Here is a 24,835-nt window from a genome sequence, read left to right as displayed (position 1 = left end):
AGGGCAGCGGACAACATGACGGTGCAGGACAGCGGAAAGGTCGCCCTCGTCACGGGCGCCAGCCGGGGCATCGGCTACGGGATCGCCGAGGCGCTCGTCGCCCGCGGGGACCGGGTCGCCATCACCGGGCGGGGCGAGGACGCCCTCAAGGAGGCCGTGGAGCGGCTCGGCGCCGACCGGGTCATCGCGATCCCCGGCAAGGCGCACGACGAGGCCCACCAGGCGGCGGCGGTCGAGCGGACCATGGAGGCGTTCGGCCGGGTCGACTACCTGGTGAACAACGCGGGGACCAACCCGGTCTTCGGCCCGATGGCCGAGCTCGACCTCAATGTGGCCCGCAAGGTCTACGAGACCAATGTGATCTCGGCGCTCGGCTTCGCCCAGCAGACCTGGAAGGCCTGGCAGAAGGAGAACGGCGGGGCGATCGTCAACATCGCCTCCGTCGCCGGCGTCGCCCCCTCGCCGTTCATCGGCGCGTACGGCATGTCGAAGGCGGCCATGATCAACCTGACCGCCCAGCTGGCGCACGAGTTCGCCCCGGTCGTCCGGGTCAACGCGATCGCCCCGGCCGTGGTCAAGACGAAGTTCGCCGAGGCGCTCTACGAGGGCCGCGAAGCGGAGGCGGCCGCCGCCTATCCGCTGGGCCGGCTCGGTGTGCCCGAGGACATCGGAGGCGCGGCGGCCTTCCTGACCTCCGCGCAGTCCGACTGGATCACCGGACAGACCCTCGTGGTCGACGGAGGAATTTTCCTCAACGCGGGCGTTGGCTGAGAGTAGCCTGGCCCGGTTTGGCCCTGATTGAGTCAAGTGCCCCGCCGGGCCAGCGGATTGACCTGGCGGGGCGCTGCGGTATGGTCTGCCGACCCATGGCTGATCGAGGAGCGTGCACGTGTTCTACCGGGCCAGTCTGCAGGCTGCTGCAGCCCTAGCTTCCCTTTCTCTGCTGGCCGGCTGCGGTCTCCTTTCCGACAGCGGATCGGAAGTGGACCAGAAGATAACCGTCGGGACGACCAGCTCCCCGTCCACGCTCGATCCGGCGGCGGCCTGGGACGGGTCCTGGGAATTGATGCGGAACGTTTACCAGACCCTGGTGAGCTTCCCCACCGGCAGCACGAGCCCGGAGCCGGACGCGGCGGAATCCTGCAAGTTCACCGACGCCACGAGCATGGCGTACCGGTGCACGCTCAAGAAGAACCTGAAGTTCTCCAACGGCGAGAAGCTCGACGCCGAGGCCGTGAAGTACTCCATCGACCGCATCGTGGACATCCACTTCAAGGGCGGGCCGGCCGGGATGCTCGGCTCGCTGGACCGGGTCGAGACCAAGGGCGAGGACACGGTCGTCTTCCACCTGAACAAGTCCGACGCCACGTTCCCGTTCATCCTGGCCACGCCCGCCATGTCGCTCGTCGCCCCCGGCGACTACCGCAAGGACAAGATCCGCGACGACGGCAAGGTCACCGGCTCCGGCCCGTACCTCCTGGAGTCCTACGAGGGCCGGAAGACCGCCGAGCTGAAGAAGAACCCGGACTACAAAGGCTTCGCCAAGCGGAAGAACGACGCGGTCACCATCCGCTACTTCGAGAAGTCCGCGGACATGGTGAGCGCGCTCAAGGCCGACGAGATCGACGCCACCTACCGCGGTCTGACCGCCGAGGAGGTCGTCAGCCTGGAGGACAACAAGGACGACAACGCCGGCCTCCAGATCGTCGAGAGCACGGGCGCGGACATCCGCTTCCTGGTCTTCAACCCGAGGGACCCGGCCGCCGCGAACCCCGCCGTCCGCAAGGCCATCGCCCACGTCGTGGACCGCGACGCGCTGGTCGCCAAGGTCTACCGGGGCACCGCCGAGCCCCTCTACTCCATGATCCCCAAGGGCATCGCCGGACACACCACGAGCTTCTTCGACACCTTCGGCGACCCGGACGTGAGCAAGGCGAAGAACATCCTCTCCGAGGCCGGTATCACCGAACCGGTGAAGATGACCTTCTGGTACACCACCGACCGCTACGGCTCCGCCACGGAGCCCGAGTTCCAGGAGCTCAAGCGGCAGCTGGAGGCCTCCGGACTGTTCAAGATCACGCTGCGGGGCGAGCCCTGGCAGAAGTTCCAGGAAGGCTTCAACAAGGGCAAGTACCCGGTCTTCGGCCGCGGCTGGTTCCCCGACTTCCCGGACCCCGACAACTTCGTCGCCCCGTTCGTGGGCCAGGAGCCCGTCACCGGCAGCCCGTACATCAACAAGGAGATCACCCAGCAGCTGATCCCCGCTTCACGGCAGGAGAGCGACCGGGGCGCGGTCAGCAAGCAGTTCGAGCGGGCCCAGGAGATCCTCGTCAATGACGTCCGCCTGCTGCCGCTGTGGCAGGGCAAGCTGTACATCGCCGCGGGCGAGGACATCGGCGGCGGCGAGCGGGCGCTCGACCCGCAGACCGTCATGCAGCTGTGGGAGCTGTACCGCAAGGCCAGCTGGTAGCAGACCGGCGGTGAAGGGACGACGGGCCTCCTCGGGGGCCCGTTGTCAGTGGTGACCGGTAGGTTCTGGGATCAAGAACCTGTTGCTCACCGGAGGTTGTGGACGTGACCGATATCGACCTGCTGCCCGAGTCCTGGCGCGGCGTCCTCGGCGAAGAACTGCAGAAGCCGTACGTCAAGGAGCTGGCGGACTTCGTCGAGGAGGAGCGGGCCAAGGGGCCCGTGTATCCGCCCCGCGAGCAGGTCTTCGCCGCGCTGGAGGCCACGCCTTACGACCAGGTGAAGGTCCTCGTCCTCGGCCAGGACCCGTATCACGGCGAGGGCCAGGGGCACGGGCTCTGCTTCTCCGTGCGGCCCGGCGTGAAGACGCCGCCGTCCCTGCGCAACATCTACAAGGAGATGCAGCAGGAGCTGGGCCTGCCCATCCCGGACAACGGCTATCTCATGCCCTGGGCCGAGCAGGGCGTGCTCCTTCTCAACGCCGTGCTCACCGTCCGGGGCGGCGAGGCCAACTCCCACAAGAACAAGGGCTGGGAGAAGATCACCGATGCCGTGATCCGCGCCGTCGCCGACCGGCCCGACCCGGCGGTCTTCGTGCTCTGGGGCAACTACGCGCAGAAGAAGCTGCCCCTGATCGACGAGGAGCGCCACATCGTGGTGAAGGGCGCGCACCCCTCGCCGCTGTCCGCCAAGAAGTTCTTCGGCTCCCGCCCCTTCACGCAGATCAACGAGGCCGTGGCCGCCCAGGGGCACCAGCCGATCGACTGGCGGATCCCCGACCTCGGCTGACGGGTTCCCCGGCGGGGCACCCGCCGCGCCCGTGTCTGACCGGTTCTGCGCAGGCCTGCCGCTAGCGTCGGACGGACAGGGGCGACCGGTTGGACGGGCGACGAGGAGACAGCAGTGGTGGAGCAGCAGGAGACGTCCGAGGACGCCGTCATGACCAGGATCGGCCAGGCGATCATGCTGCTCCACGGAGGTGACCGGGAGGAGGCCCGCAACCGCTTCGGTGCGCTCTGGTCGGAGCTCGGAGCGGACGGCGACGCCCTGCACCGCTGCACCCTCGCGCACTACATGGCCGACACCCAGGACGACCCCGGCGACGAGCTGGCCTGGGACCTGCGGGCCCTGACGGCCGCCGAGGGGGCGGGCGGTGGGCGGTCGGCGGAGCGCCCGGACCTGCCGGCCGTCCGGGCGTTCTACCCCTCGCTGCACCTCAACCTCGCGGCGGACTACCTCAAGCTCCAGCGCCCCGACTCCGCCCGCATCCACCTCCAGCGGGCCCGCGTCGCCGCCGAATCGCTGCCGGACGACGGGTACGGAGACGGGGTCCGCGCGGCCATCGACCGACTGGAGCTCCGCCTGGGCCCCCGGGAGCAGTGACCCCCGGGGACCCGGCGGGGCCCCGGGGGTCAGGAGCGTCAGCGGCCGTAGGTCTCCGAGCAGATGCGGGCCTGCGGGCTGCCGGCGGGCCAGCCGCCGTACCCCCGGCCGAGCGCACAGACGTCCGCACCGCCGTCGGGAACGCGGGGCACGGCGGGCACGGTGACGGACGGGATCCCCGGGGTCCGGCCGGGCGCCCGCCGCTGCGGCGGATCCGCGCGCTCGGGCGGTCGGGCGGCCCCCGCCGGTCTGCCGCCCGGGGCCGCCGCGGAGTCGGCGGCCGGGGGCGCGGGGGAGGACGGCCGGTCAGGAGGCGGCCTGCTCGGATCCGGCACGGCCTCCAGCCCCTCACGGCCGGGAGGCTGCACGATCTGCGGAGCCACGTCCTGCGCCGGCCCGGTGGCCCCCGGGCCGGGGTGAGGAGCGGAAGGAACGGTCCCGGGCGCCACCGAGACGCATCCGGAGACGGCGGTGACCGCTAACCCCACCAGGAGTTTCGCGGTGATTCTGGTTCTCTGCACCCGGCCAACTCTGCTGCGCGGACCCGCGCCGGGGGCCCGGTGGGCAGGGAATGGCCCGCACGAGTGACCCGGTCAGCACGGCGCCCCGCCCCGCGCCCACCCGGGCCACCGGCGCCCGGCGGCGCCCGGCAGCGCTCGCCGGGCGCGTCGGCGGCTCCGGGCGGTCAGACCCCGGTGGCGCCGTCCACGCGCTCGCGCACCAGGTCGGCGTGGCCGTTGTGGCGGGCGTACTCCTCGATCATGTGCGTGTATATCCAGCGCAGATTGAACGGCTTGCCCGACGAACCGAGGCCCTTGGAGAAGTCGTCCAGGCCGAACGCGGCGGCGCTCTCGCGCGCCGCCGCCGTCTCCGCCCGCCAGACGGCCTCCGTCTCGGCCCAGGTGGTGGTCTCCGACACCGTGAAGTCCGCGTCCGGGTCCTCCTCGGTGGAGTAGAGGTCCGGGAGTTCCTCGCCCGCCAGGATCGCGCGGAACCAGTAGCGCTCCACCTCGGCGAGATGCTGTACGAGGCCGAGCAGGGTCAACGCGGAGGGCGGCACGGACGCCTCGCGCAACTGCGCGTCCGTGAGGCCCGCGCACTTCGCGATCAGCGTCTCGCGGTGGTAGTCCAGCCAGCCCTCCAGCATGGGGCGTTCGGCGGAGTCGATGGCGGGTTCGGCGCGCTCGGCAGAAGTCATGAGGGTCATGGTGACCGATGATCATGGGCCTGGCCAGGGGTTATGCGAACGGACCGGCAGCAGGGCGCCAGGCGGCGGCGACGTATGCTGCCGGGGCGCGAACAGCCGCGCACAGCGGCCCGGCACGGCGACAGGGAGACCCTCGTGAAGATCGGTTGCATCGGACTCGGCGACATCGCGCAGAAGGCGTACCTGCCGGTGCTCACCGCCGTACCGGGTGTCGAACCGCACCTGCAGACCCGTACCCCCGCCACCCTCCACGCGGTCGGCGACGCCCACCGCGTACCGGCCGAGGGCCGTCACGAGACCCTCGACTCGCTGCTCGACGCCGGGCTGGACGCGGCGTTCGTCCATGCCCCCACGGCCGTGCACCCGCAGATCGTGGAGCGCCTCCTCGACGCCGGCGTCGCCACCTATGTCGACAAGCCGATCGCCTACGAGTACGCCGAGTCCGAGCGGCTGGTGAACCTCGCGGAGGAACGCGGTGTCAGCCTCGCCGTCGGCTTCAACCGCCGTTTCGCCCCCGGTTACGCGCAGTGCGCGGAGCACCCGCGCGAGCTGATCCTCATGCAGAAGAACCGCGTCGGCCTGCCCGAGGACCCCCGGACGATGATCCTTGACGACTTCATCCACGTCGTCGACACCCTGCGCTTTCTGGCCCCGCGCCCGGTGGACCACACCACCGTGCGGGCCCGGATCGTGGACGGCCTGATGCACCATGTGGTCCTCCAGCTGTGCGGCGACGGATTCACCGCGATCGGCATGATGAACCGGCTGAACGGCTCGACCGAGGAGATCCTCGAAGTCTCCGGCCAGGACACCAAGCGCCAGGTCCTCAACCTCGCGGACATCGTCGACCACAAGGGCCAGCCCTCGGTGCGGCGGCGCGGCGACTGGGTCCCGGTGGCCCGGCAGCGCGGCATCGAGGCCTGCGTGCACGCCTTCCTCGACGCCGTACGCCGGGGTGAGACGCTCAGCGCCCGGGACGCCCTGGCGACCCATGAGCTGTGCGAGCGGGTGGTCCGGGAGGCCCTGGCACAGGCCGCCTGAGCGCCCGCAGCCCCTCGGCGGCACACAGCGCGGCGAGCGCGGCGAACGCCCCGTACAGCGGCCAGTCGCCGAACCGGCCGTAGAGCGTCTGCCCGCGGGCCAGCGGCAGCTCGAAGACCTCCGCCGCGCTCGCGTCCGTGGCGAGCGGGTGACCCACCCGCTCGCCACGGGGTCCGTACGCCGCACTGATGCCGGTGAGCGTGGCGTGGACCACCGGGCGGCCGTTCTCGGCGGCCCGCAGGGCCCCCAGCGACGCGTGCTGGGCCGGGGCCCAGCTGTCCTGGAACGTCGAGGTGGCGGACTGCGCGACGAGCACCTGCGCACCGTCGCGCACCAGCCTGCGGCTCATGTCGGGGAACGCCGTCTCGAAGCAGACCAGCGGGCCGATCCGCAGCCCCCGCGCCCCGTCCGGCAGGGTCATCACCACCTGGCGGTCGCCGCGCAGCCGGTCCTCGCCCGCCGCCCTGCCCACGGAGGTCGCCCACCCCAGCAGGGAGCGGGCCGGGACGTACTCGCCGAACGGGACGAGACGCATCTTGTCGTAGCGGTCCCCGGTCGGCCCGTCGGGACCGACGAGCACCGCCGATTTGAAGATCCCCGACCGCCCCGAGCCGTCCGTCTGCCGGGCGTCCACATTGACCAGCAGATCCGCGCCGACCAGACGGGACAGCTCCGTCAGCCGCCGCGCGGTCTCCGGGTCCTCCCACGCCCCCGCCCCGATGCTGCTCTCGCCCCACACCACGAGGTCCACGCCCCGGCCCGCCAGTGAGCGGGTCAGTTCCTCGCCCCGGTCGAGGCGGCGCGCGACGCTCCCGGGCCCCTCCACCACGCCCGGCTGCACGACGGCGATCCTGACCGTGCCCGCGTGCGTGGGCCGGGGCGCCCAGGCCCACATCGCGGTGACGGACAGGGCGCACACCAGGAGCACGGCCCCGGCGGCCGTACGGGCGGCGGGAGCGGCGATCAGCAGCGCCACCCCGGTGTTCACCGCCAGTACCAGCAGGCTCACCAGCCACACCCCGCCCACCGAAGCGACCCGCAGGGCCGGGGAGACCTCCCACTGGCTCGCCCCGAGGAGCCCCCAGGGCCCGCCGAGCCCCTCCCAGGACCGGACCAGCTCGATCAGCAGCCATCCGGAGGGAACGACGACCACGGCGGCCACGGCCCGCCGGGCGGAGGGTGAGCCGCCGAGCAGCCGGGACACCAGCAGGCCCCAGGGCGCCCAGAGCAGCCCGAGCAGGGCGGCCAGCAGCACGATGAAGACGTGGAGGCTCGGCATCAGCCAGTGGTGCACGGCGATGACGAACCCGATGCCGCCGATCCACCCGTCCAGCGCCGCCCGGCGCGGCGAGCGTGCCGTGCGGATGAGCAACAGCCAGGGGACCAGCGCCCCATAGGCGAACCACCAGAGCCCGGGCGCGGGGAAGGTGAGCGCGGGCAGCGCCCCGGCGAGCAGAAGCGCGGCGGCCCGGAACCAGGGGGACGCGAGCCGCCCGGCACCGGCGGAGTCCGGGCCGCCCGCAGGGGACCCGGCACCGGGCGTGCCGCCGCCGGAGCCGCCGCTTCCGGGCGTGCCGCCACTGGGCGTGCCTCCTCCGGGCGCGCCATCGCCGGAGGCGCTGCCGCCGGGCGTGCCGGAGCCGCCGCTTCCGGAGGGGTCGGCCGCGTTCCGGCCGACCGGGAGACGCCCGCCCCGGATTCGCATGCCGTGCCCTCCTCGGTCCTGCGCGGGCGGGCGATCGCCCCCGCCGCGTCGACCCCTGGATACCCAGTGTGGGGGAGGTGATCCCCGCCGGACACAGGACACGCGCCGAGCGGGGCACGGCGGACGGCTCCAGGTCCGGGCGTCGCCAGGAAGGTGGCAGTCCGGCGACAGGCTCTACGGGCCCGGGGTCCGGCGCCACTTCTCGTGGGCGGTGACCGTGCGGATCAGCCAGCCCGCCTCGGCACGGTCCAGCGCGAAGGTGTAGCGGCCCCCGGTCACGAAGTCGGGCGTGGCGGTGCCCGACTGCCCGGAAGGGCTCCCGTCCGCCCCGCTCGCCGCCTGCCGCGCCAGGCACATCGGATTGAGGTAGTCGGCCCGCACCTCGGCCCGGTCGCCCGGGTAGCCGCCCAGGTCCTCCAGGTCGATCCGGCGGTTGACGATCAGATGCTGGCGTACGGGGAAGAGGTGCATCGTCTCCTCCAGCCACCGGGCGACCTCCGCGGCCGGGCCCTCCACACCGCCCGCGCCCCGGTAGTCCGCACGGCCGCCCGGGGCGAACAGGGCCCCGTAGTCCGCCCAGGCCCCGTCATCGACGGCCACCGCATACCCGGTGACCACCGCATCGATGGCAAGCCGGTCCAGCACGGTCGCGAGCGCCACACGCTGTGTCATCGGTCAAGTCTCGGTCAAGCGGCCCGCCGGGCCAAGAGGCCCGCGCCGACATGGTGCGCGGGCGGTCCCCCGGCGCACGCCGGGGGAACCGGCCTCAGCACGGGACGACGGCGACCGGTCCCAGCGCGTGCGTGACCGCCGTCTGCGCCACCGGGGACAGGCCGAGCCCGAGCGACTCGCCGCCCTTGCGCCGGCCGATCACCGTCAGGGCCGCCGTCGCGGACGCGGTCACCAGGGTGCGCGATGCGGAACCGTTGACCGGCTCCCGGACGATCTCCACCTGCGGGTACTTCTCGTGCCACCCCGAGGTCAGCTCGGCGAGCGTCCGTGCGGCGGACCCCGCCGCCTCCTGCCGGTCCAGGACGGGGCCGCCCGCGAGCATCGAGGAGAACATCGTCCAGCCGTGGACGATCCGCAGCCGGGCGCCCGGCCGGGAGGCCGCGGTGGCGAAGGCGAACTCCAGAACCGCCTCACTGCTCTCGTCGGCGGCCACCCCCGCCACGATGTCGGTGAAGGCGTCCGCGTCCGCGCCCCCGTCGTCGGTCCCCTCGGGGCGGTCGTCCTGCACCACGACGACGGGGCAGCTCGCCATCGACGCGGTGGCGAGGCTGTTGGAACCGATCATCAGCGAGCGGAAGCCGCCGAGTCCGCGCGATCCGACCACGATCAGCGAGGCGTCCCGGCCGAGCGAGACCAGGGCCGCCGACGGGAAGTCCAGCGGGGCCAGGGTCGACGGCCGCAGCTCCGGGGCGATGAGCGTGCTCCGGCGTACGGAATCGGCCAACAGCGCCTCGGCCTCGCGCCGCCCGGTCTCCTCGTCGACCTGCCGGGTGAGCGGGCGGACGTGGACGATCAGCAGCGGCAGCCCGCGCCGCACGGCTTCGCGGGTGGCCCAGTCCAGCGCCTGCCGGCTGTGCGTGGAGCCGTCGACTGCGGCGATCACGGGAAGATCGTTGGTGGTCATGACTCCGAGCGTACGTCGCCGGGCGACGGCGCCCGTACGCGGTGGCGGACGGCCGCTCGGTCGTGTCATCCGGGTCAGTCGTGGTTGTGGGTGGAGGAGGTGTCCGCCGGGGGCACGCCGCGCCCGCCGTCCCTGCCACTGGCCACGACGGCGACCAGGGCCACCAGGACCGCCGCCACCGCGAGCCGGCCGCCCAGCCGCAGCACCCACCCCGTACGGGCCCCGGTACTCGCCCCGGGCCTGCCGGGCAGCTTCTCGGAGCGGCGGGCGGGCCGCAGCAGCCGCAGGAGCAGCAGGGCGGCGACCGGGAGCTGGAGCAGCCAGACGGTGGTGCGGAACCAGCCGTCGTACCAGACGTTGGTCCCGTACAGCAGGGTGTGCCAGACGCTCAGGACGTACACGACGATCACGCAGCGGTGCAGGACCCGCCAGGTCCTGGGGCCGATGCGGTGGCGTACGTAGAAGAGCAGGCCGAGCGGGATCGCGAGGTAGAGCGCCGCCTGGCCGACGGGGATCGCGATCCGCCCGGTCCCGGAGTCGTAGCCGCCGGGGACGAAGGCCTCCACGAAGGCGGTGGCGACGGCGGAGTTCCAGGCGGCCGTGTCGTGCCGGACCAGTTCGGCCGCGAAGAGCAGGGCGTGGGCCGCGATCAGGGCGATGGTGTTGAGGCTCGTGGTGCGGTGCAGGCGCTCCAGCCGGGGGCCCGACAGCGGCAGGCGGGAGGGGCGCGGCCCGGACAGCAGCAGCCCGAGGATGACGGTGCCCCAGGCCCAGAGCAGGGCGGACCAGCCGAACGCCTGGCTGAGGAAGTACATCCAGAAGCCGCCCGCGTCGGCCATGAACGGCATCACGGTGACCGTGGAGGAGGTCTTGGCGCGGATGCGCAGGTAGAGCAGGACGAAGACCGCCGCCGTGAGGACGAGCGCCACCAGCCCGTCGGGCCACGAGGCCCGGAGGTCGGAGCGGAGCGTGGGACGTCTCGGCTCTCCCGGCCGCCGGGGTCCGGGGACCTGGCGGTCGCCGGGTGCGGCGCTTCCGGGTGTCTCGGCGGCCGCTGCCGGTTCGGGGGCGGGGGGCGGATTCGTCATGCGGCCTCTTCGGAGCGGGGGGTGGGGGCGGATGCGGTGACCCCGGGCCACGAGGCGTACGCACACGCGTTGTTGGAGCAGTCGGGCGCCGGGAGGGGAAAGTTCCCGGCCCTGCCGTGTGACATGGATCACGCGATGGTGTGGAGGGGGCAAACGAGGCGAACTCCCGTTGTTTCGGCATCTGGTGCTCTTCTCGCCGGGGCGGGTTCGGCTGGCACCATGGCGGCCATGGGAGCCGGAACCGCACTCCGACTCGGGCGCACCGCGCTGTTCGCGGTCGTGTGCGTCGCCGTGTCCGGGCTCGGCCACGCGCTGATGTCCGGCGCGCCCCTGCCCCTGCTCGTCCAGACCGCGGCGCTGCTGCCGGTGTGCGGGGCGGGATGGTGGCTCGCCGCACGGGAGCGGAGCGCTCCGGCGACCGTCGCCGCCCATGTCCTGGGCCAGTTGGGGCTGCACGCCTTCTTCTCCGGTGCCGGATCCTGGCTGCCGGCCGGCGCCGGCCGGCACCACGCGGGCGGTGGGCACCACGCGCCGGGTGCGATGGACCACTCCGCGCACGAGGCCCCGATCGGCGGCTCGTCGGACCTGATGGGGCTTCTGGCCGCCTTCGACGGCACGGTGTTCACCCTCGGCATGGCCGTCGCCCACGCGCTGGCCGGGCTGGTCTGCGGCTGGTGGCTGTGGCGCGGCGAGGTCGCCCTCGCCCGGCTGGGCCGCTGCCTGGTGCTGTTCGTCCGCGCCCCGCTGCGGACGGCCCGGCGCCTGTGGTCCGCGACGCCGTCCGCCCCGGTGCCGCCCGTCCGGCGGCGCACCCGACGCCGGGCCGGCCGCCGCCCCCAGGACCTGCTCGCCCTGCACACGCTCTCCCGGCGCGGGCCGCCGCCCTCAGTCCGCTTCCCCTGACCTCCATCCGCCCTCCGGTCTCTGTGCGCCGGAGGCGATACGGGTGTGCGCCTTCGTGCACACCCGTGACAGGCATACCGGTTTCCCGGGCCCGCCCCCGGCGGCGCGTCCGGAACGGAACCGGTCACCGGAGCCGGGCGACCGCTGCCGCGGCTCCGCAAGGACGCGAAGGACTGCTGTGACACTTCCCGCTACCGCAATGCCGACCGCTGTGCGACCCGCCGCGCAACCAGCCGTGCCACCCGCCGCGGTCCCCCTGGCCGCCGCACGGCCGGCCCCCGCCGCATCACGGCCCCCCGCCGCATCACCGGCCGCCGAACCGCCCGCCGAACCGCCCGCCCGGCCGACCGCCACCCGGCCCCCGGTGCTCCGGGTGTCCGCCGCCCCGCCGCTCCGCCCCCGGGTCCCGGCCGCCCGGCAGAACGACGGGCAGATCACGGACTGGGCGCTGGCCGCGGGCGGCGGGGACCGGGAGGCCGCCGACCGGTTCGTCCGGGCGACCTACGAGGACGTCCGCCGGTTCGTCGCCTACCTCAGCTCGGACGCCCCGGGCGCCGACGACCTGGCGCAGGAGACCTACCTGCGGGCGATGAGCGGACTGGCCCGGTTCGCGGGGCGGTCCTGCGCCCGGACCTGGCTGATGTCGATCGCGCGGCGCGTCGTCGTCGACCGGCACCGGGCGGCCGCCGTACGCCCCCGGACCGCCGACACCGCGGACTGGCAGACCGCGGCGGAGCGCGCCCAGCCCCGCCATCTGCCCGGCTTCGAGGAGTCCGCGGCGGTGCTGGACGCCCTGCGCCGCCTGGAGCCGGACCGCCGCCGGGCGTTCGTCCTCACCCAACTCCTGGGCGCGTCCTACGAGGAGGCCGCGGCGGTCGCCGGCTGCCCCATCGGCACGATCCGCTCCCGCGTGGCGCGCGCCCGCCGCGAACTCGCCGGCCACTGGCGCGCGGAACCCGCCGGCCCGGCCGCGCCCGTCCGGGAGGGCTAGGCCGTCACACTGCCGTCTGCCGTGCGACGCCCGGCACGCACGCTCGCGGCGTTGCCGAAATGCCCTGGTAGCTCCGCTGCACGACCACTCCGGCGCCCTGCGATCGCACGCACCGGACGCCGCGCGGCCGCCCTACGGGCGACGACGGCAGTCCGACGACAGGACTTGGCCCGGTTCAGGCGCCCTCCGCCCGGGGCCCCGCACGGCCCCGGGCGGTACGGCCCCGGACGGCACGCCGGCGGAGCAGCAACGCCGACGGCAGCAGCACGCACTGGAGGCAGACCACCGCCCAGAACGCCCGCGCCGAGCCCGCCGCCTCCGCCGCTCCGTACAGCTGACCGCCCACCACCCCGCTCGCGAACGCCCCGATGCCCGCCGCCAGCCGCTGCCGTCCGAAGACGCTCGCCGGGGCGGAGGGCGAACGGGCCAGCGCCTCCAGGTCGTTCTTCAGGAAGAGCACGATCTCCCCGAGACACAGCAGCGCCCCGCCCACCGCGATCCCCGCGTGCCCGCCGACCCCGATCGCGGCCGTCCCCGCCGCCATCGCCCCGAACCCCCACCGCAGCGCGGCCGGATAGCTCATCGAGCCGATCCGCTCCGCCAGCAGCGGCTGGGCGACGACGAGGAGGACCGCGTACCCCGTCAGGACAGCCCCGTAGAAGGCGGCCGACGTCCGGGGCACCGCGTACAGCGCCAGATAGTGCTGGAAGAACATGAACGCGTACACGCTCAGTACGGTCACCAGGAACGGCGAGAACCCGGAGGCCCGTTCACCGGTGTCCCGTGCCTCCGCGGCGGCGGATCCGGCACCGCCCGACTGCCGGTCCGCCCCGACGTGCGGCAGCAGCGCGTGCCCGGCCCCGATCAGCGCGAACAGCCCGGTGACACAGGAGAACAGCACCCCGGGCGACCCCATGACGAGGGGTGCGGCGGCGGGCGGGCCCAACGCCATCCCCGCGTTGAACGCCGAGCTGCTCGCCGACAGCAGCCGAGGGCGGCCCGCCTCGGCCACGCCCTCCACCAAGTACGCCTTGTTCGCCGGGAGATACAGTGCCGCGCCCGCCGACACCAGCAGCAGCGCCCCGACGGCGAGCACCGGGCTCCTCAGCCCGGGGACGAACGCGGCGAACCCCGCCGTACGCAGCGCCAGCGCCAGCAGCATCGCGCGCCGCAGCCCGAGCCGCGCCACCACCGGACCCGCGACGACACCCCCGGCGAACTGGATCAGCGAGGCCACCGCCAGCACGAGACCGACGGTGCCGAGGGCGATGCCCAGCCGCTGGTGCAGCAGCACCGACACATAGGGCAGTACGGCGAAGCTGCCGAGCGTGATGAGGAACGAACCCGCCAGCAGGACCCGTTGGGGTCCCGTGAACGGAAGCCGTGCGCGGGAACCGGGGGACGCCTCCGCGCGCAGCGGCCTCACCACTCCGGCATCACGGCGCAGCGGCCACGACCGGGCGGACCCGGACGGCCGCGCTCCACGCCCGGTGCTGGGCCAGCTCGGCCGTCAGCCCCTCGGCCAGCACCATGCCCGTACAGCCCCGCTGGTCGCCGACGTGCATCACGCTCTCACCGGGCTCGCGTACCGGGAACCACTCCACCGACCCGGGGAACGCGGCGAGTTCGTCGAGCCCGATCCACCCCTTCAGCACCCCGGGCCGATCCGCGTACACCAGCACGAAGCCGTACGCCGGGCCTTCGGCGTCGAGCGGGGCGTCCAGCAACGCCGGGCGGTGGCCCAGCGCCTCGTCCGTCATCGCCGTGTAGACGTTGGTCCGCAGCGTGCGGCACAGCACCTCGCCGACCAGCGCGCCGCCGATCCTCCGGTTGATCTCGACCAGTTCGGGCCCGTCGGCCGTCAGGATGAACTCCACATGGGCGAAGCCCCGTTCATGCCCGGCCGCTGCCAGGACCCGGCCCGCCCACGCCTCGATCCCGGCCCGTTCGGCCTCCGGCAGCGCCACCGGAAACGCCGCCGCCTCCTCGCGTACCACCGCGGCCCGGGACGCCTGGCGGCTCAGCACCCCGAGCAGCCGGGTGGTCCCGTCCCAGCTGAGGGTCTCCGCGCTGTACAGCGGACCGGCGAGGAACGCCTCGGCCAACAGCGCACCCGTCAGGCGCTGTTCGGCCGCCTCCGCCAGTGCCCGGTGCAGGGCCTCCTCGTCGTGCGCGATCCACACATGGCGGGACGAGGTGCCCGCCGAGTCCTTCAGGACCGCGGGCAGCCCCACTGCCCGCAGCACCTCCCCGGCGCCCTCGGGACCCGGCGGGACAGCTATGGCCGTACTGCGGCTCAGCCCGTGCGCGTGGAGCGTCTCCCGGACCCGGCGCTTGTCGCGCAGCAGCGTCACGGACTCCGGATCCGGCCCCGGAAGCCCGAGTTCACGGGCGAGCTCGGCGGCCGGCAGGCTCCAGGTGTCCGTCGTGTTGATCAGCCCGGCCAGGCCGGGCACGGCGGCCAGCGCCCGGCGGACGGCGTCCTGGTCCCCTGTGTCGACGTCGACGACGTCCAGTGTGTCAGGCGGCAGCACCGCCAACTCGTGCCGGTAGACCGCGCGGTCACCGGTCAGCAGGCACAGCCGGTGCCCCGCCTCCGCGGCGGCCTCGGCCATCCGCCCCAGGCCGAAGGACAGCGACTCCAGTGCGGCGATCGTCATGGCAGCAGCTCCACGCTCGGTACGGGGGCGGGGGACGTGGACGGGGAGGGGACATCGCCCCCCGCGGTCCTGGCGCCTTCAGTGGTCCTGGCCGCCTCCGGAGCGGCGCGTCCGGCCCACTCCAGCACCGACCACGGCGGCCGCAGGTCGTCCGGCGCATCGATGATCCGGGGCCGCAGCCCGGCCGGGTCCAGGGCCTCGGCGTGCCGGGCGAACACCCGCTCCGCGTACCGGTGTCCGGTGTCCGCCCCCAGCACCAGATGCAGCCGCCCGGGATCGCGGGCCGCCTCCCAGGAGGCCGTGAGGTGTGCCGCTCCGGTGGAGAGACCCGCGAACACCGCGTGCTCCCGCAGCAGTCCGACCGTGCCGGCCATCGCATGGCGGAAGTCCAGCCAGTGGACCGTGTCGTAGAGCTCGTGCCGGACGTTCCCGAACGGGATCGAGCTGCCGATGCCCGCGATGATCGCCTCCGGGTCCTCGAACCGCTCGCTCCCGAAGGTCACACTGCCGAACGGCTGGATGCCCACCAGCCGCACCGGCCGCCCCGACTCCCGCAGCGCCCGCGCCAGCCCGCCGGTCGACGCACCCGTGCCCACCGCTCCGACCACGGTCAGGGGGCCTTCCGGCAGCGCCCCGGTCAGCAGTTCCGCGAACTCCCGGTAGCCCTCGTGGTGGATCTGGTCGTGGTACTGCCGCATCCAGTGGAAGTCGGGCCGCTCGGCCAGCAGCCGGCGCACATGGCGCACCCGCAGCTCCTGGTCCAGGCGCAGGCTCTGCGAGGGCGGCATCGCGTCGACCGTCGCGCCGAGGATCTCCAGCTGGGCCCGCATGGTGGCGTCCACGGTGGTGGAGGCGACGATGTGGCAGCGCAGCCCGTAGCGGTGGCAGGCCATGGCGAGGGCCAGCGCGTAGATGCCGCTGGAGCTGTCGACCAGGGTCTGCCCGGGCGCCACCCGGCCCCGGCGCAGCAGCGAGCGGACCGCGCCGAGCGCCGCGTACACCTTCATCGTCTCGAAGCGGGCGAGGACGACATCGTCGGTCAGCCGGATCAGGTCCGGGGCCTTCACGGCGTCGGTGATGTGGCCGTGCACGGTGGCAGCGGGTGTGGTGGGCGTGCGCGGACGGTCCTCCGCCCCCGCCACGGGCGGGGTGGCGGTGCGCGGAGCGGCGTCCCCCCGCGCCCTCACGTGCGCCGCCCGCGCACGATGAGCCGGTCCGAGCGCTGGTCGTAGCCGGACGCGTCGAACCCGCCGAAGCACTCCACGTCGGTGAAGCCCGCGCTCTCGAAGAGGGCGTGCAGCTCGGCCGCCGAATAGAGCCAGGAGGTGATGGAGGCGGTGCGGGCCGTCGCGCCGCGCACCAGGGTCCAGTCCGTGCGCAGCCGCCGCCAGCTGTCGAGGACGGTGTCACGCTGGACGACGTAGGCGCCGTCGGGCAGGTCGACCGCCTTCGGCCGCCCGATCCAGCCCGCCAGCACCTCCTTGCCCATCACGTCCACCAGGAGCTGCCCGCCCGGCGCGAGGCTCTCGTACGCGTTGCGCAGCACCTGGAGGTTGTCCTCGGCCTCGTCGAAGTAGCCGAATGACGTGAACACGTTCAGGATCACGTCGAAGGCGCCCGGCTCCCGGTACGTGAGCATGTCGGCGCGCTCCAGCCGGACCGCGGCGCCCGCCGCGTCGCAGGCCGTACGGGCCCTCTCCAGCATCGACGGGGACAGGTCGACGCCCGTCACCTCGTACCCGCGGCCCGCCAGCGGCACCACGAAGAGGCCGGGTCCGCAGCACAGGTCCAGGACTCTCGTGCCCGGCGGGAAGTCCAGCAGCGGGGAGGACGCGACCAGAGCGGCGGCGGTCTCGGCCCGCGCCGGCGGGAACATCGTCGCGGCGAAATCGGACCAGAGCGCGTCGTCCTCGTACCAGTGCATGCCTCGCGGTCTCCTCCCGGGCCCGGGGCCCCGTGGGTGTACTGCGGCGGTCAGCCCGGCGGCCGTCCCGTCGCCCCGGCCGCCGCTTCCGTCACCGGGAGGGCCACCCGCACCCGGTGTCTCTCCAGTAGTCGGCCGCCCCGGCCGGGAAGTTCCCGGGTGACCGGCCGATGTCCCGCCCGGGCCTTCCCCCCCCTGAGCACGGACGGCGCCGGGCCCCGCTGCCGGGAACCCTCACCGGCGGCTCCCGGCCGGTGTGCAGGCGACGTAACCGGCGTTGTTCGCCCGGTGTCATCCCTGGGTAACGGGCCTTTCCTAGATTGGCGAGCGACCGCCGCCCGCCCCCGCGTCCCTCAGGGAACGCCCGCCCCCGAAGGGCCCCGCACATGACCGTGCCGACCCCGCCGCCGGACGCCCCCGCCACCGACCGGGTGCGTACGGTCTGCTCGTACTGCGGTGTCGGCTGCGGGATCGTCCTCGACATCGCCGCCGGCCCCGACGGCCGCCGCACCGTCGTGAAGGCGTCCGGTGACAAGGAGCACCCGTCGAACGCCGGACGGCTCTGCACCAAGGGCGCGACCGGGGCGGACCTCCTCGCCGCCCCCGGCCGGCTGACCACCGCCCTGGCCCGTGCCGACCGCAGCGAGCAGCCCGCCCCGCTCGGCCGGGACGCGGCCATCGCACAGACGGCGCGCCGGCTGCGGTCCGTGCTGGACACCCACGGCCCGGACGCGGTGGCCCTCTACGTCTCCGGCCAGATGACGCTGGAGGCGCAGTACCTCGCCAACAAGCTGGCGAAGGGCTTCCTGCGCACCAACACCATCGAGTCGAACTCCCGGCTCTGCATGGCGAGCGCGGGCAGCGGCTACAAGCTGTCCCTCGGCGCGGACGGGCCGCCCGGCTCGTACGAGGACTTCGCCCACGCGGACGTCTTCCTCGTCACCGGCGCCAACATGGCCGACTGCCACCCGATCCTCTTCCTGCGCATGATGGAACGCGTCAAGGCGGGCGCGAAGCTGATCGTCGTCGACCCCCGGCGCAACGCCACCGCCGCCAAGGCGGACCTGTACCTGCGGATCCGGCCCGGTACCGACCTGGCCCTCCTCAACGGCCTGCTGCACCTCCTCGTCGAGAACGGGCACACCGACCCCGCGTTCATCGCCGAGCACACCGAGGGCTGGGAGCAGATGCCCGCCTTCCTCCGCGACTACCCGCCCGCCGCGGTCGCGGAGATCACCGGCATCCCGGAGGACGACATCCGGCAGGCGGCCCGCTGGATCGGCGAGGCGGGTGAGTGGATGAGCTGCTGGACGATGGGGCTCAACCAGTCCACCCACGGCACCTGGAACACCAACGCGCTGATCAACCTGCACCTGGCGACCGGCGCGATCTGCCGCCCCGGCAGCGGACCGTTCTCGCTCACCGGCCAGCCCAACGCCATGGGCGGCCGCGAGATGGGCTACATGGGCCCCGGGCTGCCCGGCCAGCGATCGGTCCTGTCCGACGAGGACCGTGCCTTCACCGAGGAGCTGTGGGGCGTCCCCGCCGGCACCCTGCGCGCGGACGGCTCGGGCAGCGGCACCGTCGACATGTTCCGCCGCATGGCGGAGGGGGAGATCAAGGCCTGCTGGATCATCTGCACCAACCCGGTCGCCTCGGTCGCCAACCGCCGGACCGTGATCGAGGGGCTGGAGGCCGCCGAGTTCGTCGTCACCCAGGACGTGTTCGCCGACACCGAGACCAACGCGTACGCCGATATCGTCCTGCCCGCCGCCCTCTGGGCCGAGTCCGAGGGCGTGATGATCAACTCGGAGCGCACCCTCACCCTCTCCCGCCGGGCCGCCGACCCGCCCGGGGAGGCGTGGCCGGACTGGCGGATCATCGCGGAGGTGGCCTGCGCCCTGGGGTACGAGGACGCCTTCGGCTACACGAGCGCCGAGGAGATCTTCGCCGAGATCACCCGGGCCTGGAACCCGCACACCGGCTACGACCTGCGCGGTGTGACGTACGAGCGACTGCGCGAGACGCCCGTGCAGTGGCCGAGCGCGGACGCCGACGGGCCCGCCCGCAACCCCGTGCGCTACCTCAACGACGGTGTCAGCCAGGAGCTGACCGTCCGGCCCGACGGCAGCGTGCCCAGGCTCGCCTTCCCGCTGCCCGGCGGCCGGGCCGTCTTCCACGCCCGCCCGCACCTGCCGCCCGCCGAAATGCCGGACGAGGACTTCCCGTTCGTCCTCAACACCGGGCGGCTCCAGCACCAGTGGCACACCCTCACCAAGACGGCGAAGATCACCAAACTGAACCGGCTGGACCCCGCACCCTTCGTGGAGGTCCACCCCGACGACGCGGCCGCCCTGGGGCTGGCCGAGGGCGACGGCGTCGAGGTCGCCTCGCGGCGCGGCCGCGCGGTGCTCCCGGCCCGGATCACGGACCGGGTCGCGGCGGGGGAGTGCTTCGCGCCGTTCCACTGGAACGACCTGTTCGGCGAGTACCTCGGCGTGAACGCGGTGACGAACGACGCGGTCGACCCGATCTCGTTCCAGCCGGAGCTGAAGGTGTGCGCGGTCCGGCTGGCGAAGGTCGCGGCCCCGGCGGTGCGCCTGGCCCCCGCCACGGCGGGCCGGGCCGAGCGCACGGGCGCCCCCGGCCCGGCGGGGACCGGGGGCGGGGCGGGCCCGATGGAGCTCGCGGACCGGACAGGACTCGCGGGGCCCACGGCGTCGGGTGAGCGGGCGGGGCTCGCGGACCCGACGGGGCTGGCGGGTGCCCTGGGTCTGCCGGAGGCCGCCGCCCCGCCGGTCCTGACGGACCCGGAGCGCCGCTATCTGGCCGGATTCCTGGCGGGCCTCGGCGCCCGCCCCGCGGGCACCCCGGTGCTCCCGGCGGGAGCACCCTTCGCCCCGGAACACGCCCTGTGGGTCAACGGCATGCTGGCCGGGGCCTACTCCCGGCTCCCGGAACCGCCGGGAGCAGGGGCCGCACCCGCACCACCGGCGACCGTCCCGGAGGACCAGGGCGGCCGCCCGGTCGTCGTGCTGTGGGCCTCGCAGACCGGCAACGCGGAGGAGGCCGCCGCGACGGCCGCCCGGACGCTGGCCGCCGAGGGATACCGCACCACGCTCCTCGGCATGGACGACAGCACGCCCGACGCACTGCCGAGCCCGGCCGACCTCCTCGTCGTCACCAGCACCTTCGGCGACGGCGACGCCCCCGACAACGGGTCCGGCTTCTGGGAGTCGCTGAACGCCCCCGAGACCCCGCGCCTGGAAGGCGTCCGCTACGCCGTACTCGCGCTCGGCGACTCCACGTACGACGACTTCTGCGGCCACGGCCGCCGCCTGGACGAACGCTTCGGCGAACTGGGCGCGGAGCGGCTGGTCCCGCGTACCGACTGCGAACCGGAGTACGAGCAGCCCTTCGGCCAGTGGCTCAAGGAGGTCAGGGCGGCGCTGGAGGCGACGGCACCGGAGGGAACGACGGCCCCGGAAGCCGCGCCGGCACCGAGAGCCGCGGTGGCACCGGCGCCATCGGACGGGAAGCAGCCCGCCCGCCCCTCCAGGGCCGCGCCCGTGACCGGCCTCCTCACCGGGAACCGCCTGCTGAGCCTGCCCGGGGCGACGAAGGAGGTCCGCGCCTTCACGATCGACACGCGGCACGCCGACACCCCGCTGACGTACACGGCCGGGGACGCCCTCGGCGTACAGCCGCTCAACTGCCCCGACCTGGTGGCCGAATGGCTCGGCGTCACCGGACTCGACCCGGCGGCAGAGGTGGACATCGACGGGCACGGGACGGTCGCGCTGGGGACGGCCCTGCACCGCCACCTCGACATCACCCGCATCACCCCGGACCTGCTGCGCCTGGTCGCCGACCACACGGGGGACCGGACCCTGAAGAAGCTGCTGCGCCCCGACAACAAGGGCGAGCGGGACCGGTGGACGTGGGGGCGGCAGGCCGTCGACGTGCTGGCCGAGCACCCGGTACGGGCCACGGCCGCCACCTGGGCCGAGGTGCTGGGACCGCTGCGCCCCCGGCTGTACTCCATAGCCAGCAGTCCGTTGGCAGACCCGCACCGGATGCGTCTCACGGTCTCCGTGATCCGGTACGAGAGCGCCCTCGGCCGGATGCGGAAGGGCGTCGCCTCCACGTTCCTCGCGGACGCCGAACCGGACAGCCCCGTCCCGGTGTTCGTCCAGCGCAACGACCGCTTCCGCCCGCCCGCCGACCCGGCCACCCCGATGATCATGGTCGGTCCCGGTACGGGAGTCGCTCCGTTCCTGGGCTTCCTGGAGGAGCGCCGTGCGCTCGGCCACTCCGGCGCCAACTGGCTGTTCTTCGGCGAGCAGCACCGCGCCACGGACTTCTACTACCGGGAGGAACTCGACGCGATGAGCCGCTCGGGCACCCTCACCCGGCTGGACACCGCCTTCTCCCGCGACCAGCGGGCCAAGGTCTACGTCCAGGACCGGATGCGCGAGCACGGGGCCCAGCTCTGGTCCTGGCTCCGCGACGGCGCCCACCTCTACGTCTGCGGCGACGCCTCCCGTATGGCCAAGGACGTCGACCGGGCGCTGCGTGACATCGCCGTCGCCCACGGGGGACTCGACCCCGACACCGCGGCCGCCCAGGTCAAACAGCTAGCCTCGGACCGCAGATACGTACGGGACGTGTACTGACGGACCGACCGAGGGAGTACGGGAATGGCCTGGGCGGACGTACCGGTGGACACGAAGCCACGGGCGGCGGGCGCGGTCCTGCTGACCGGCATCCCCGGGAGCGGCAAGAGCACGGTGGCCGCCGCGCTGGCCGCCCGGTTCGCCGCCTCCACCCACATCGAGGTGGACGCCCTCCAGGAACTCATCGTCTCCGGCGGCCGGTGGCCCTCGGCCGAGGGGGACGAGGAGGCGGACCGCCAGATCTTCCTCCGGGCCCGCAACGCCTGCCTGCTGGCGTACAGTTTCGCCGCCGCGGGCTTCCTCCCGGTCATCGACGACGTCGTCGTACGCCGAGCCCACCTGGACTTCTACCGCGCCACGCTCACCGGCGGACCGCTGCACTGCGTCATCCTGGCCCCCGGCGCGGCGAAGGCCCAAGAGCGCAACCTCGCCCGGGACAAGACGCTCACGACCGACTGGTCGTTCCTGGAGACGCCGATGCGCGACGAACTGGCCGACGAGAAGATCTGGATCGACAGCGCGAACCTGACGGTGGCGGAAACGGTCGACGCGGTCCTGTCCGCCACGGGCCTGACGCCCGCGGGGCCCTGACCCCACGGGCCTTGTCAGACCTCCGCCGTACGGTGGAACCATCTATCCGCGCTGCTGGCTGCTGCGCTGCTGGATCGCCCCGCCCGGCTGCTCCCGGGCGGGGCGCACACCCGCCGGCTCAGCCCGCCGACTCGCCCGCGTGCGGGCTCAGTGCGCCGGACCAGACCAGCGCGAAGATGAGGATGCCGAGCAGGATCCGGTAGATCACGAAGGGCATGAAGCTCTTGGTGGTGATGAAGCGCATGAACCAGTTCGTCAGTCGGACTTCTCCGCCGCAGCTACCTGCAACTTCATCCACCCGGCAAGATCAACTGGGAGAGGTTTGGGAGAAACAGGCTCCCAACTCGTCCCCTGGGCCAGCACGAACCTCTCCCACCGGGACTGCAATGAACCCATGATGGCACGCTCCATCGTCGGCGTGACGTTGCTGTACGTCCCCTCGACACCTGCCAGCTCGCTTCACGTCGTCGAACACCGGAACTGGCGAACCAACAACCGGAACCACAAAGGCCCCTGGGGGCCCACACACGGCGTGATGATCCACCACTCCGTCAGCTCCGGCGACGACTCCTCCGTCGAACTCTGCTACAACGGCCACTCCGCCCTCCCCGGCCCGCTCTGCCATGGTGTCGGCCGCAACGACGGTGTCGTGGCCCTCGTGTCGGCCGGCCGTGCGAACCACGCCGGATCCGGCGACGGGGACGTTCTGCGTGCCGTCATCAACGAGGCCGCCCTGCCGTCGGCGAACGAGGCGGACACCGACGGGAACCGGCACTTCTACGGGCTGGAGATCGTCAGCCTCGGCGACAACAAGGACACCTACACCAAGGGCCAGTACCAGGCCGCAGTGCTGTGGGCTGCCGCCCTGTGCCGGGCCCACGGCTGGTCCGAGCGCTCAGTCATCGGCCACAAGGAATGGCAGCCCGGGAAGATCGACCCCCGCGGCCCCATCGAAGGCGGCGGCAGCTTCTCGATGAACCAGTTCCGGGCCGACGTGCGCGCCCAACTCGCGGCAAAGCCAGGCACCGCTCCGGCCCCTGCACCCACCAACCCACCGAAGCAGGAGAACCCCGCCATGCCGGTCAGCACCGACGACGTCAGGAAGTTCTGGACCACCGACGGCATCCTCAAGGCCCCGTCCACGGCCGCACCTGGCAACACCCACTGGACGCCGGACTCCTACATCCGCGACATCCACGCCCGGCTCCGTGCGGTCCAGGGCACCCTCGACGCCACCAACGCCACCATCCGCACCATGGCCGAAGCACTCGCCGCCCGGGATGACGCCGTCGACGTGGACGCCCTCATCCAGGTGATCGAAACCCGACTGGAAGGCGTCCGTGTACGCCTCGAAATGGAGTCCTGACATGCGCATCTTCGGCCGTGAGCCCGTCACCATCCTCGGCGCGACCGCCGTCCTCCTCAAGCTCCTCGCCGGCTACGGCATCCAGGTGTCCGAGACACAGCAGACCCTCATCGACACCTTCCTCGCCTGCGCCGTCGCCGTCGCCTCCGCCATCGTCCTCAAGAACGGCGCCCTCTACGCCGCACTCCTCCAGGCCGCCTCCGCCGGGCTCGCACTCTTCGTCGGCTTCGGCCTCGACATGACCACCGAACAGCAGGCCGGATGGATGGCGTTCGTGTCCGCCGTCCTCATCGTCATCGAACGACCCGCCGTCGAAGCCCCCGTCCCGACCACCCGCGTCGAGCAGACCAGCCCCGTCAAGCAGCAGGCCTAACCCAGGTCATGCACAACACACCCCGGGAGGCAGCGGATGGCTGAACTGTTCGGATTCAAGCCCGCCGACCTCGGGGCCGCCGCCCTCCTCGTGGTCGTCGTCCTCATGGTCCTCACCGGCCGCCTCGTACCGAGACGCACCTACGACGACCTCAAAGAGGACCGCAACGACTGGCGCACCGCACACGGCGAAAGTGAAAAGGCCCGCGTCGAGGCCATGCGCCAGAACAGTGAACTCATCGAACTTTCCCGCACCGGCGTGCACCTCCTCGGCTCCCTGCCGCGTGGGGAGGTGACAGCCGATGGTGATCAAACTGTGGCGCCGTAAGAGGGCCAAGCCGACAGACGCCAAAAAGGCCATCGCGCGGGCCGAAAAGGCCAACAACGACCTCGAACGCCAGCGCCCGGAGGCGAGCCAGCTCAGCGCCCGCCTCCGGGCACTCCGGCACGAGAACCACTTCGAGGCAAAGATCAGAGCAGTCATGGAAGGAGGCGGCCAGTGATGGGCACCTGGGACCGGCTCATGAACGTCATCACCTCCGCCATCACCGCCAGCGCCGGACTGACATTCATGACCACCTGCCACCTCCTCGCCCCCTGGTGGCGCACCACAACCGGCCGCCACCTCATGGCCTTCGGAGCCGCCGTCACCGCACTCAGTGCTTACACCGTCGCCATCACCACATGGCCCGACTTCTGGCCCCTGCGCCTAGTACGGACTCTCGTCGTCCTCGCGATCGCCGCCCTGTTCATCCAGCGGACCGTCATGGTCATCCGCGCCCAACGCCACCAGGAGCACTGATGCCGTTTTCCGAGGGCGTCC

Annotated in this window: 24 protein-coding genes and 1 pseudogene; 14 read left to right on the top strand and 11 right to left on the bottom strand. The window is 73.1% G+C overall.

What is annotated here, in order from left to right; all coding sequences use genetic code 11:
* Positions 1-15: 15 nt before the first annotated feature.
* The 4 genes from IE145_RS21005 to IE145_RS20990 all read left to right on the top strand — a co-directional run bounded on the left by IE145_RS21005 (position 16) and on the right by IE145_RS20990 (position 3,852).
* Positions 16-771 (top strand): SDR family oxidoreductase, encoded by a 756-nt coding sequence (locus tag IE145_RS21005; protein WP_065489216.1) that lies wholly within the window; start codon positions 16-18, stop codon positions 769-771.
* Between the two features lie 118 nt (positions 772-889).
* The gene (locus tag IE145_RS21000) at positions 890-2,470 is read left to right on the top strand and encodes an ABC transporter substrate-binding protein (RefSeq protein ID WP_189527002.1); all 1,581 of its coding nucleotides are present in this window, start codon (positions 890-892) and stop codon (positions 2,468-2,470) included.
* A 104-nt stretch (positions 2,471-2,574) separates the two neighbouring features.
* The gene (locus tag IE145_RS20995; RefSeq protein ID WP_189527001.1) at positions 2,575-3,258 is read left to right on the top strand and encodes a uracil-DNA glycosylase; all 684 of its coding nucleotides are present in this window, start codon (positions 2,575-2,577) and stop codon (positions 3,256-3,258) included.
* A 114-nt stretch (positions 3,259-3,372) separates the two neighbouring features.
* Positions 3,373-3,852, top strand: coding sequence for a hypothetical protein (locus IE145_RS20990; RefSeq protein ID WP_189527000.1), 480 nt, complete (start codon positions 3,373-3,375; stop codon positions 3,850-3,852).
* 38 nt (positions 3,853-3,890) lie between these two features.
* On the opposite strand, the gene IE145_RS20985 is transcribed toward IE145_RS20990, so the two are convergent.
* A complete protein-coding gene (locus IE145_RS20985; RefSeq protein ID WP_189526999.1) occupies positions 3,891-4,373 on the bottom strand; it encodes a hypothetical protein in 483 nt (160 codons plus the stop codon).
* 164 nt (positions 4,374-4,537) lie between these two features.
* On the bottom strand, positions 4,538-5,059 hold the full coding sequence (locus tag IE145_RS20980) for a DinB family protein (RefSeq protein ID WP_189526998.1): 522 nt from the start codon (positions 5,057-5,059) through the stop codon (positions 4,538-4,540).
* 135 nt (positions 5,060-5,194) lie between these two features.
* Here IE145_RS20980 and IE145_RS20975 point away from each other — a divergent pair, with 135 nt between their 5' ends.
* Positions 5,195-6,100, top strand: a complete 906-nt coding sequence (locus tag IE145_RS20975; protein WP_189526997.1) for a Gfo/Idh/MocA family protein — start codon at positions 5,195-5,197, stop codon at positions 6,098-6,100.
* On the opposite strand, the gene lnt is transcribed toward IE145_RS20975, so the two are convergent.
* From lnt to IE145_RS20955, 4 genes are all read right to left on the bottom strand, one after another.
* Positions 6,024-7,805: an apolipoprotein N-acyltransferase gene (lnt, locus tag IE145_RS20970; protein WP_189526996.1), complete on the bottom strand. Its 1,782-nt coding sequence runs from the start codon at positions 7,803-7,805 to the stop codon at positions 6,024-6,026. The two genes, IE145_RS20975 and lnt, sit on opposite strands and share 77 nt — an antisense overlap.
* A 174-nt stretch (positions 7,806-7,979) precedes the next feature.
* On the bottom strand, positions 7,980-8,477 hold the full coding sequence (locus tag IE145_RS20965) for a nuclear transport factor 2 family protein (protein WP_189526995.1): 498 nt from the start codon (positions 8,475-8,477) through the stop codon (positions 7,980-7,982).
* 94 nt (positions 8,478-8,571) lie between these two features.
* Complete coding sequence (locus IE145_RS20960) at positions 8,572-9,441, bottom strand: universal stress protein (protein ID WP_189526994.1); 870 nt, start codon at positions 9,439-9,441, stop codon at positions 8,572-8,574.
* Between the two features lie 74 nt (positions 9,442-9,515).
* On the bottom strand, positions 9,516-10,529 hold the full coding sequence (locus IE145_RS20955) for a ferric reductase-like transmembrane domain-containing protein (protein WP_189526993.1): 1,014 nt from the start codon (positions 10,527-10,529) through the stop codon (positions 9,516-9,518).
* 228 nt (positions 10,530-10,757) lie between these two features.
* Between IE145_RS20955 and IE145_RS20950 the strand changes: the two genes are divergently transcribed.
* Positions 10,758-11,432 carry a hypothetical protein gene (locus IE145_RS20950; protein WP_189526992.1) on the top strand — a complete coding sequence of 225 codons (675 nt, stop codon included), beginning with the start codon at positions 10,758-10,760 and terminating at the stop codon, positions 11,430-11,432.
* Between the two features lie 373 nt (positions 11,433-11,805).
* Complete coding sequence (locus IE145_RS20945) at positions 11,806-12,423, top strand: sigma-70 family RNA polymerase sigma factor (RefSeq protein WP_189526991.1); 618 nt, start codon at positions 11,806-11,808, stop codon at positions 12,421-12,423.
* 175 nt (positions 12,424-12,598) lie between these two features.
* Here the strand turns inward: IE145_RS20945 and IE145_RS20940 are convergent, their stop codons facing one another.
* The 4 genes from IE145_RS20940 to IE145_RS20925 are packed head-to-tail and all read right to left on the bottom strand — an operon-like array spanning position 12,599 to position 17,007.
* On the bottom strand, positions 12,599-13,849 hold the full coding sequence (locus tag IE145_RS20940; protein ID WP_189526990.1) for an MFS transporter: 1,251 nt from the start codon (positions 13,847-13,849) through the stop codon (positions 12,599-12,601).
* A 10-nt stretch (positions 13,850-13,859) separates the two neighbouring features.
* Positions 13,860-15,083, bottom strand: coding sequence for an ATP-grasp domain-containing protein (locus IE145_RS20935; protein WP_189526989.1), 1,224 nt, complete (start codon positions 15,081-15,083; stop codon positions 13,860-13,862).
* Positions 15,080-16,270, bottom strand: coding sequence for a pyridoxal-phosphate dependent enzyme (locus tag IE145_RS20930; protein ID WP_373296614.1), 1,191 nt, complete (start codon positions 16,268-16,270; stop codon positions 15,080-15,082). The genes IE145_RS20935 and IE145_RS20930 overlap by 4 nt, the downstream gene beginning before the upstream one ends.
* On the bottom strand, positions 16,267-17,007 hold the full coding sequence (locus tag IE145_RS20925) for a class I SAM-dependent methyltransferase (protein ID WP_189526988.1): 741 nt from the start codon (positions 17,005-17,007) through the stop codon (positions 16,267-16,269). Before IE145_RS20925 ends, IE145_RS20930 begins: the two co-directional genes overlap by 4 nt.
* 386 nt (positions 17,008-17,393) lie before the next feature.
* Between IE145_RS20925 and IE145_RS20920 the strand changes: the two genes are divergently transcribed.
* The gene (locus IE145_RS20920; RefSeq protein WP_189526987.1) at positions 17,394-21,683 is read left to right on the top strand and encodes a bifunctional nitrate reductase/sulfite reductase flavoprotein subunit alpha; all 4,290 of its coding nucleotides are present in this window, start codon (positions 17,394-17,396) and stop codon (positions 21,681-21,683) included.
* A gap of 24 nt (positions 21,684-21,707) precedes the next feature.
* Positions 21,708-22,274, top strand: coding sequence for an AAA family ATPase (locus tag IE145_RS20915; RefSeq protein ID WP_189526986.1), 567 nt, complete (start codon positions 21,708-21,710; stop codon positions 22,272-22,274).
* A gap of 118 nt (positions 22,275-22,392) precedes the next feature.
* On the opposite strand, the pseudogene IE145_RS20910 reads toward IE145_RS20915, so the two are convergent.
* Positions 22,393-22,524, bottom strand: a pseudogene (locus tag IE145_RS20910) (UDP pyrophosphate phosphatase); the annotation flags it as partial.
* Positions 22,525-22,671: 147 nt separating this feature from the next.
* Between IE145_RS20910 and IE145_RS20905 the strand changes: the two are divergent.
* From IE145_RS20905 to IE145_RS20885, 5 genes are read left to right on the top strand one after another with little or no spacing between them, the layout of a single operon-like run.
* Positions 22,672-23,640: an N-acetylmuramoyl-L-alanine amidase gene (locus IE145_RS20905; RefSeq protein WP_189527048.1), complete on the top strand. Its 969-nt coding sequence runs from the start codon at positions 22,672-22,674 to the stop codon at positions 23,638-23,640.
* Between the two features lies 1 nt (position 23,641).
* On the top strand, positions 23,642-24,013 hold the full coding sequence (locus IE145_RS20900; RefSeq protein ID WP_189526984.1) for a hypothetical protein: 372 nt from the start codon (positions 23,642-23,644) through the stop codon (positions 24,011-24,013).
* A 36-nt stretch (positions 24,014-24,049) separates the two neighbouring features.
* A complete protein-coding gene (locus tag IE145_RS20895; protein WP_189526983.1) occupies positions 24,050-24,340 on the top strand; it encodes a hypothetical protein in 291 nt (96 codons plus the stop codon).
* A complete protein-coding gene (locus IE145_RS20890; protein WP_189526982.1) occupies positions 24,315-24,515 on the top strand; it encodes a DUF7620 family protein in 201 nt (66 codons plus the stop codon). The genes IE145_RS20895 and IE145_RS20890 overlap by 26 nt, the downstream gene beginning before the upstream one ends.
* Positions 24,515-24,814 carry a putative phage holin gene (locus tag IE145_RS20885; RefSeq protein ID WP_189526981.1) on the top strand — a complete coding sequence of 100 codons (300 nt, stop codon included), beginning with the start codon at positions 24,515-24,517 and terminating at the stop codon, positions 24,812-24,814. The genes IE145_RS20890 and IE145_RS20885 overlap by 1 nt, the downstream gene beginning before the upstream one ends.
* Positions 24,815-24,835: the final 21 nt, after the last annotated feature.

This window comes from Streptomyces sindenensis (assembly GCF_014649035.1).
Classification (GTDB): Bacteria; Actinomycetota; Actinomycetes; order Streptomycetales; family Streptomycetaceae; genus Streptomyces; species Streptomyces sindenensis.
This window is presented reverse-complemented; position numbering and strand designations above follow the sequence as displayed.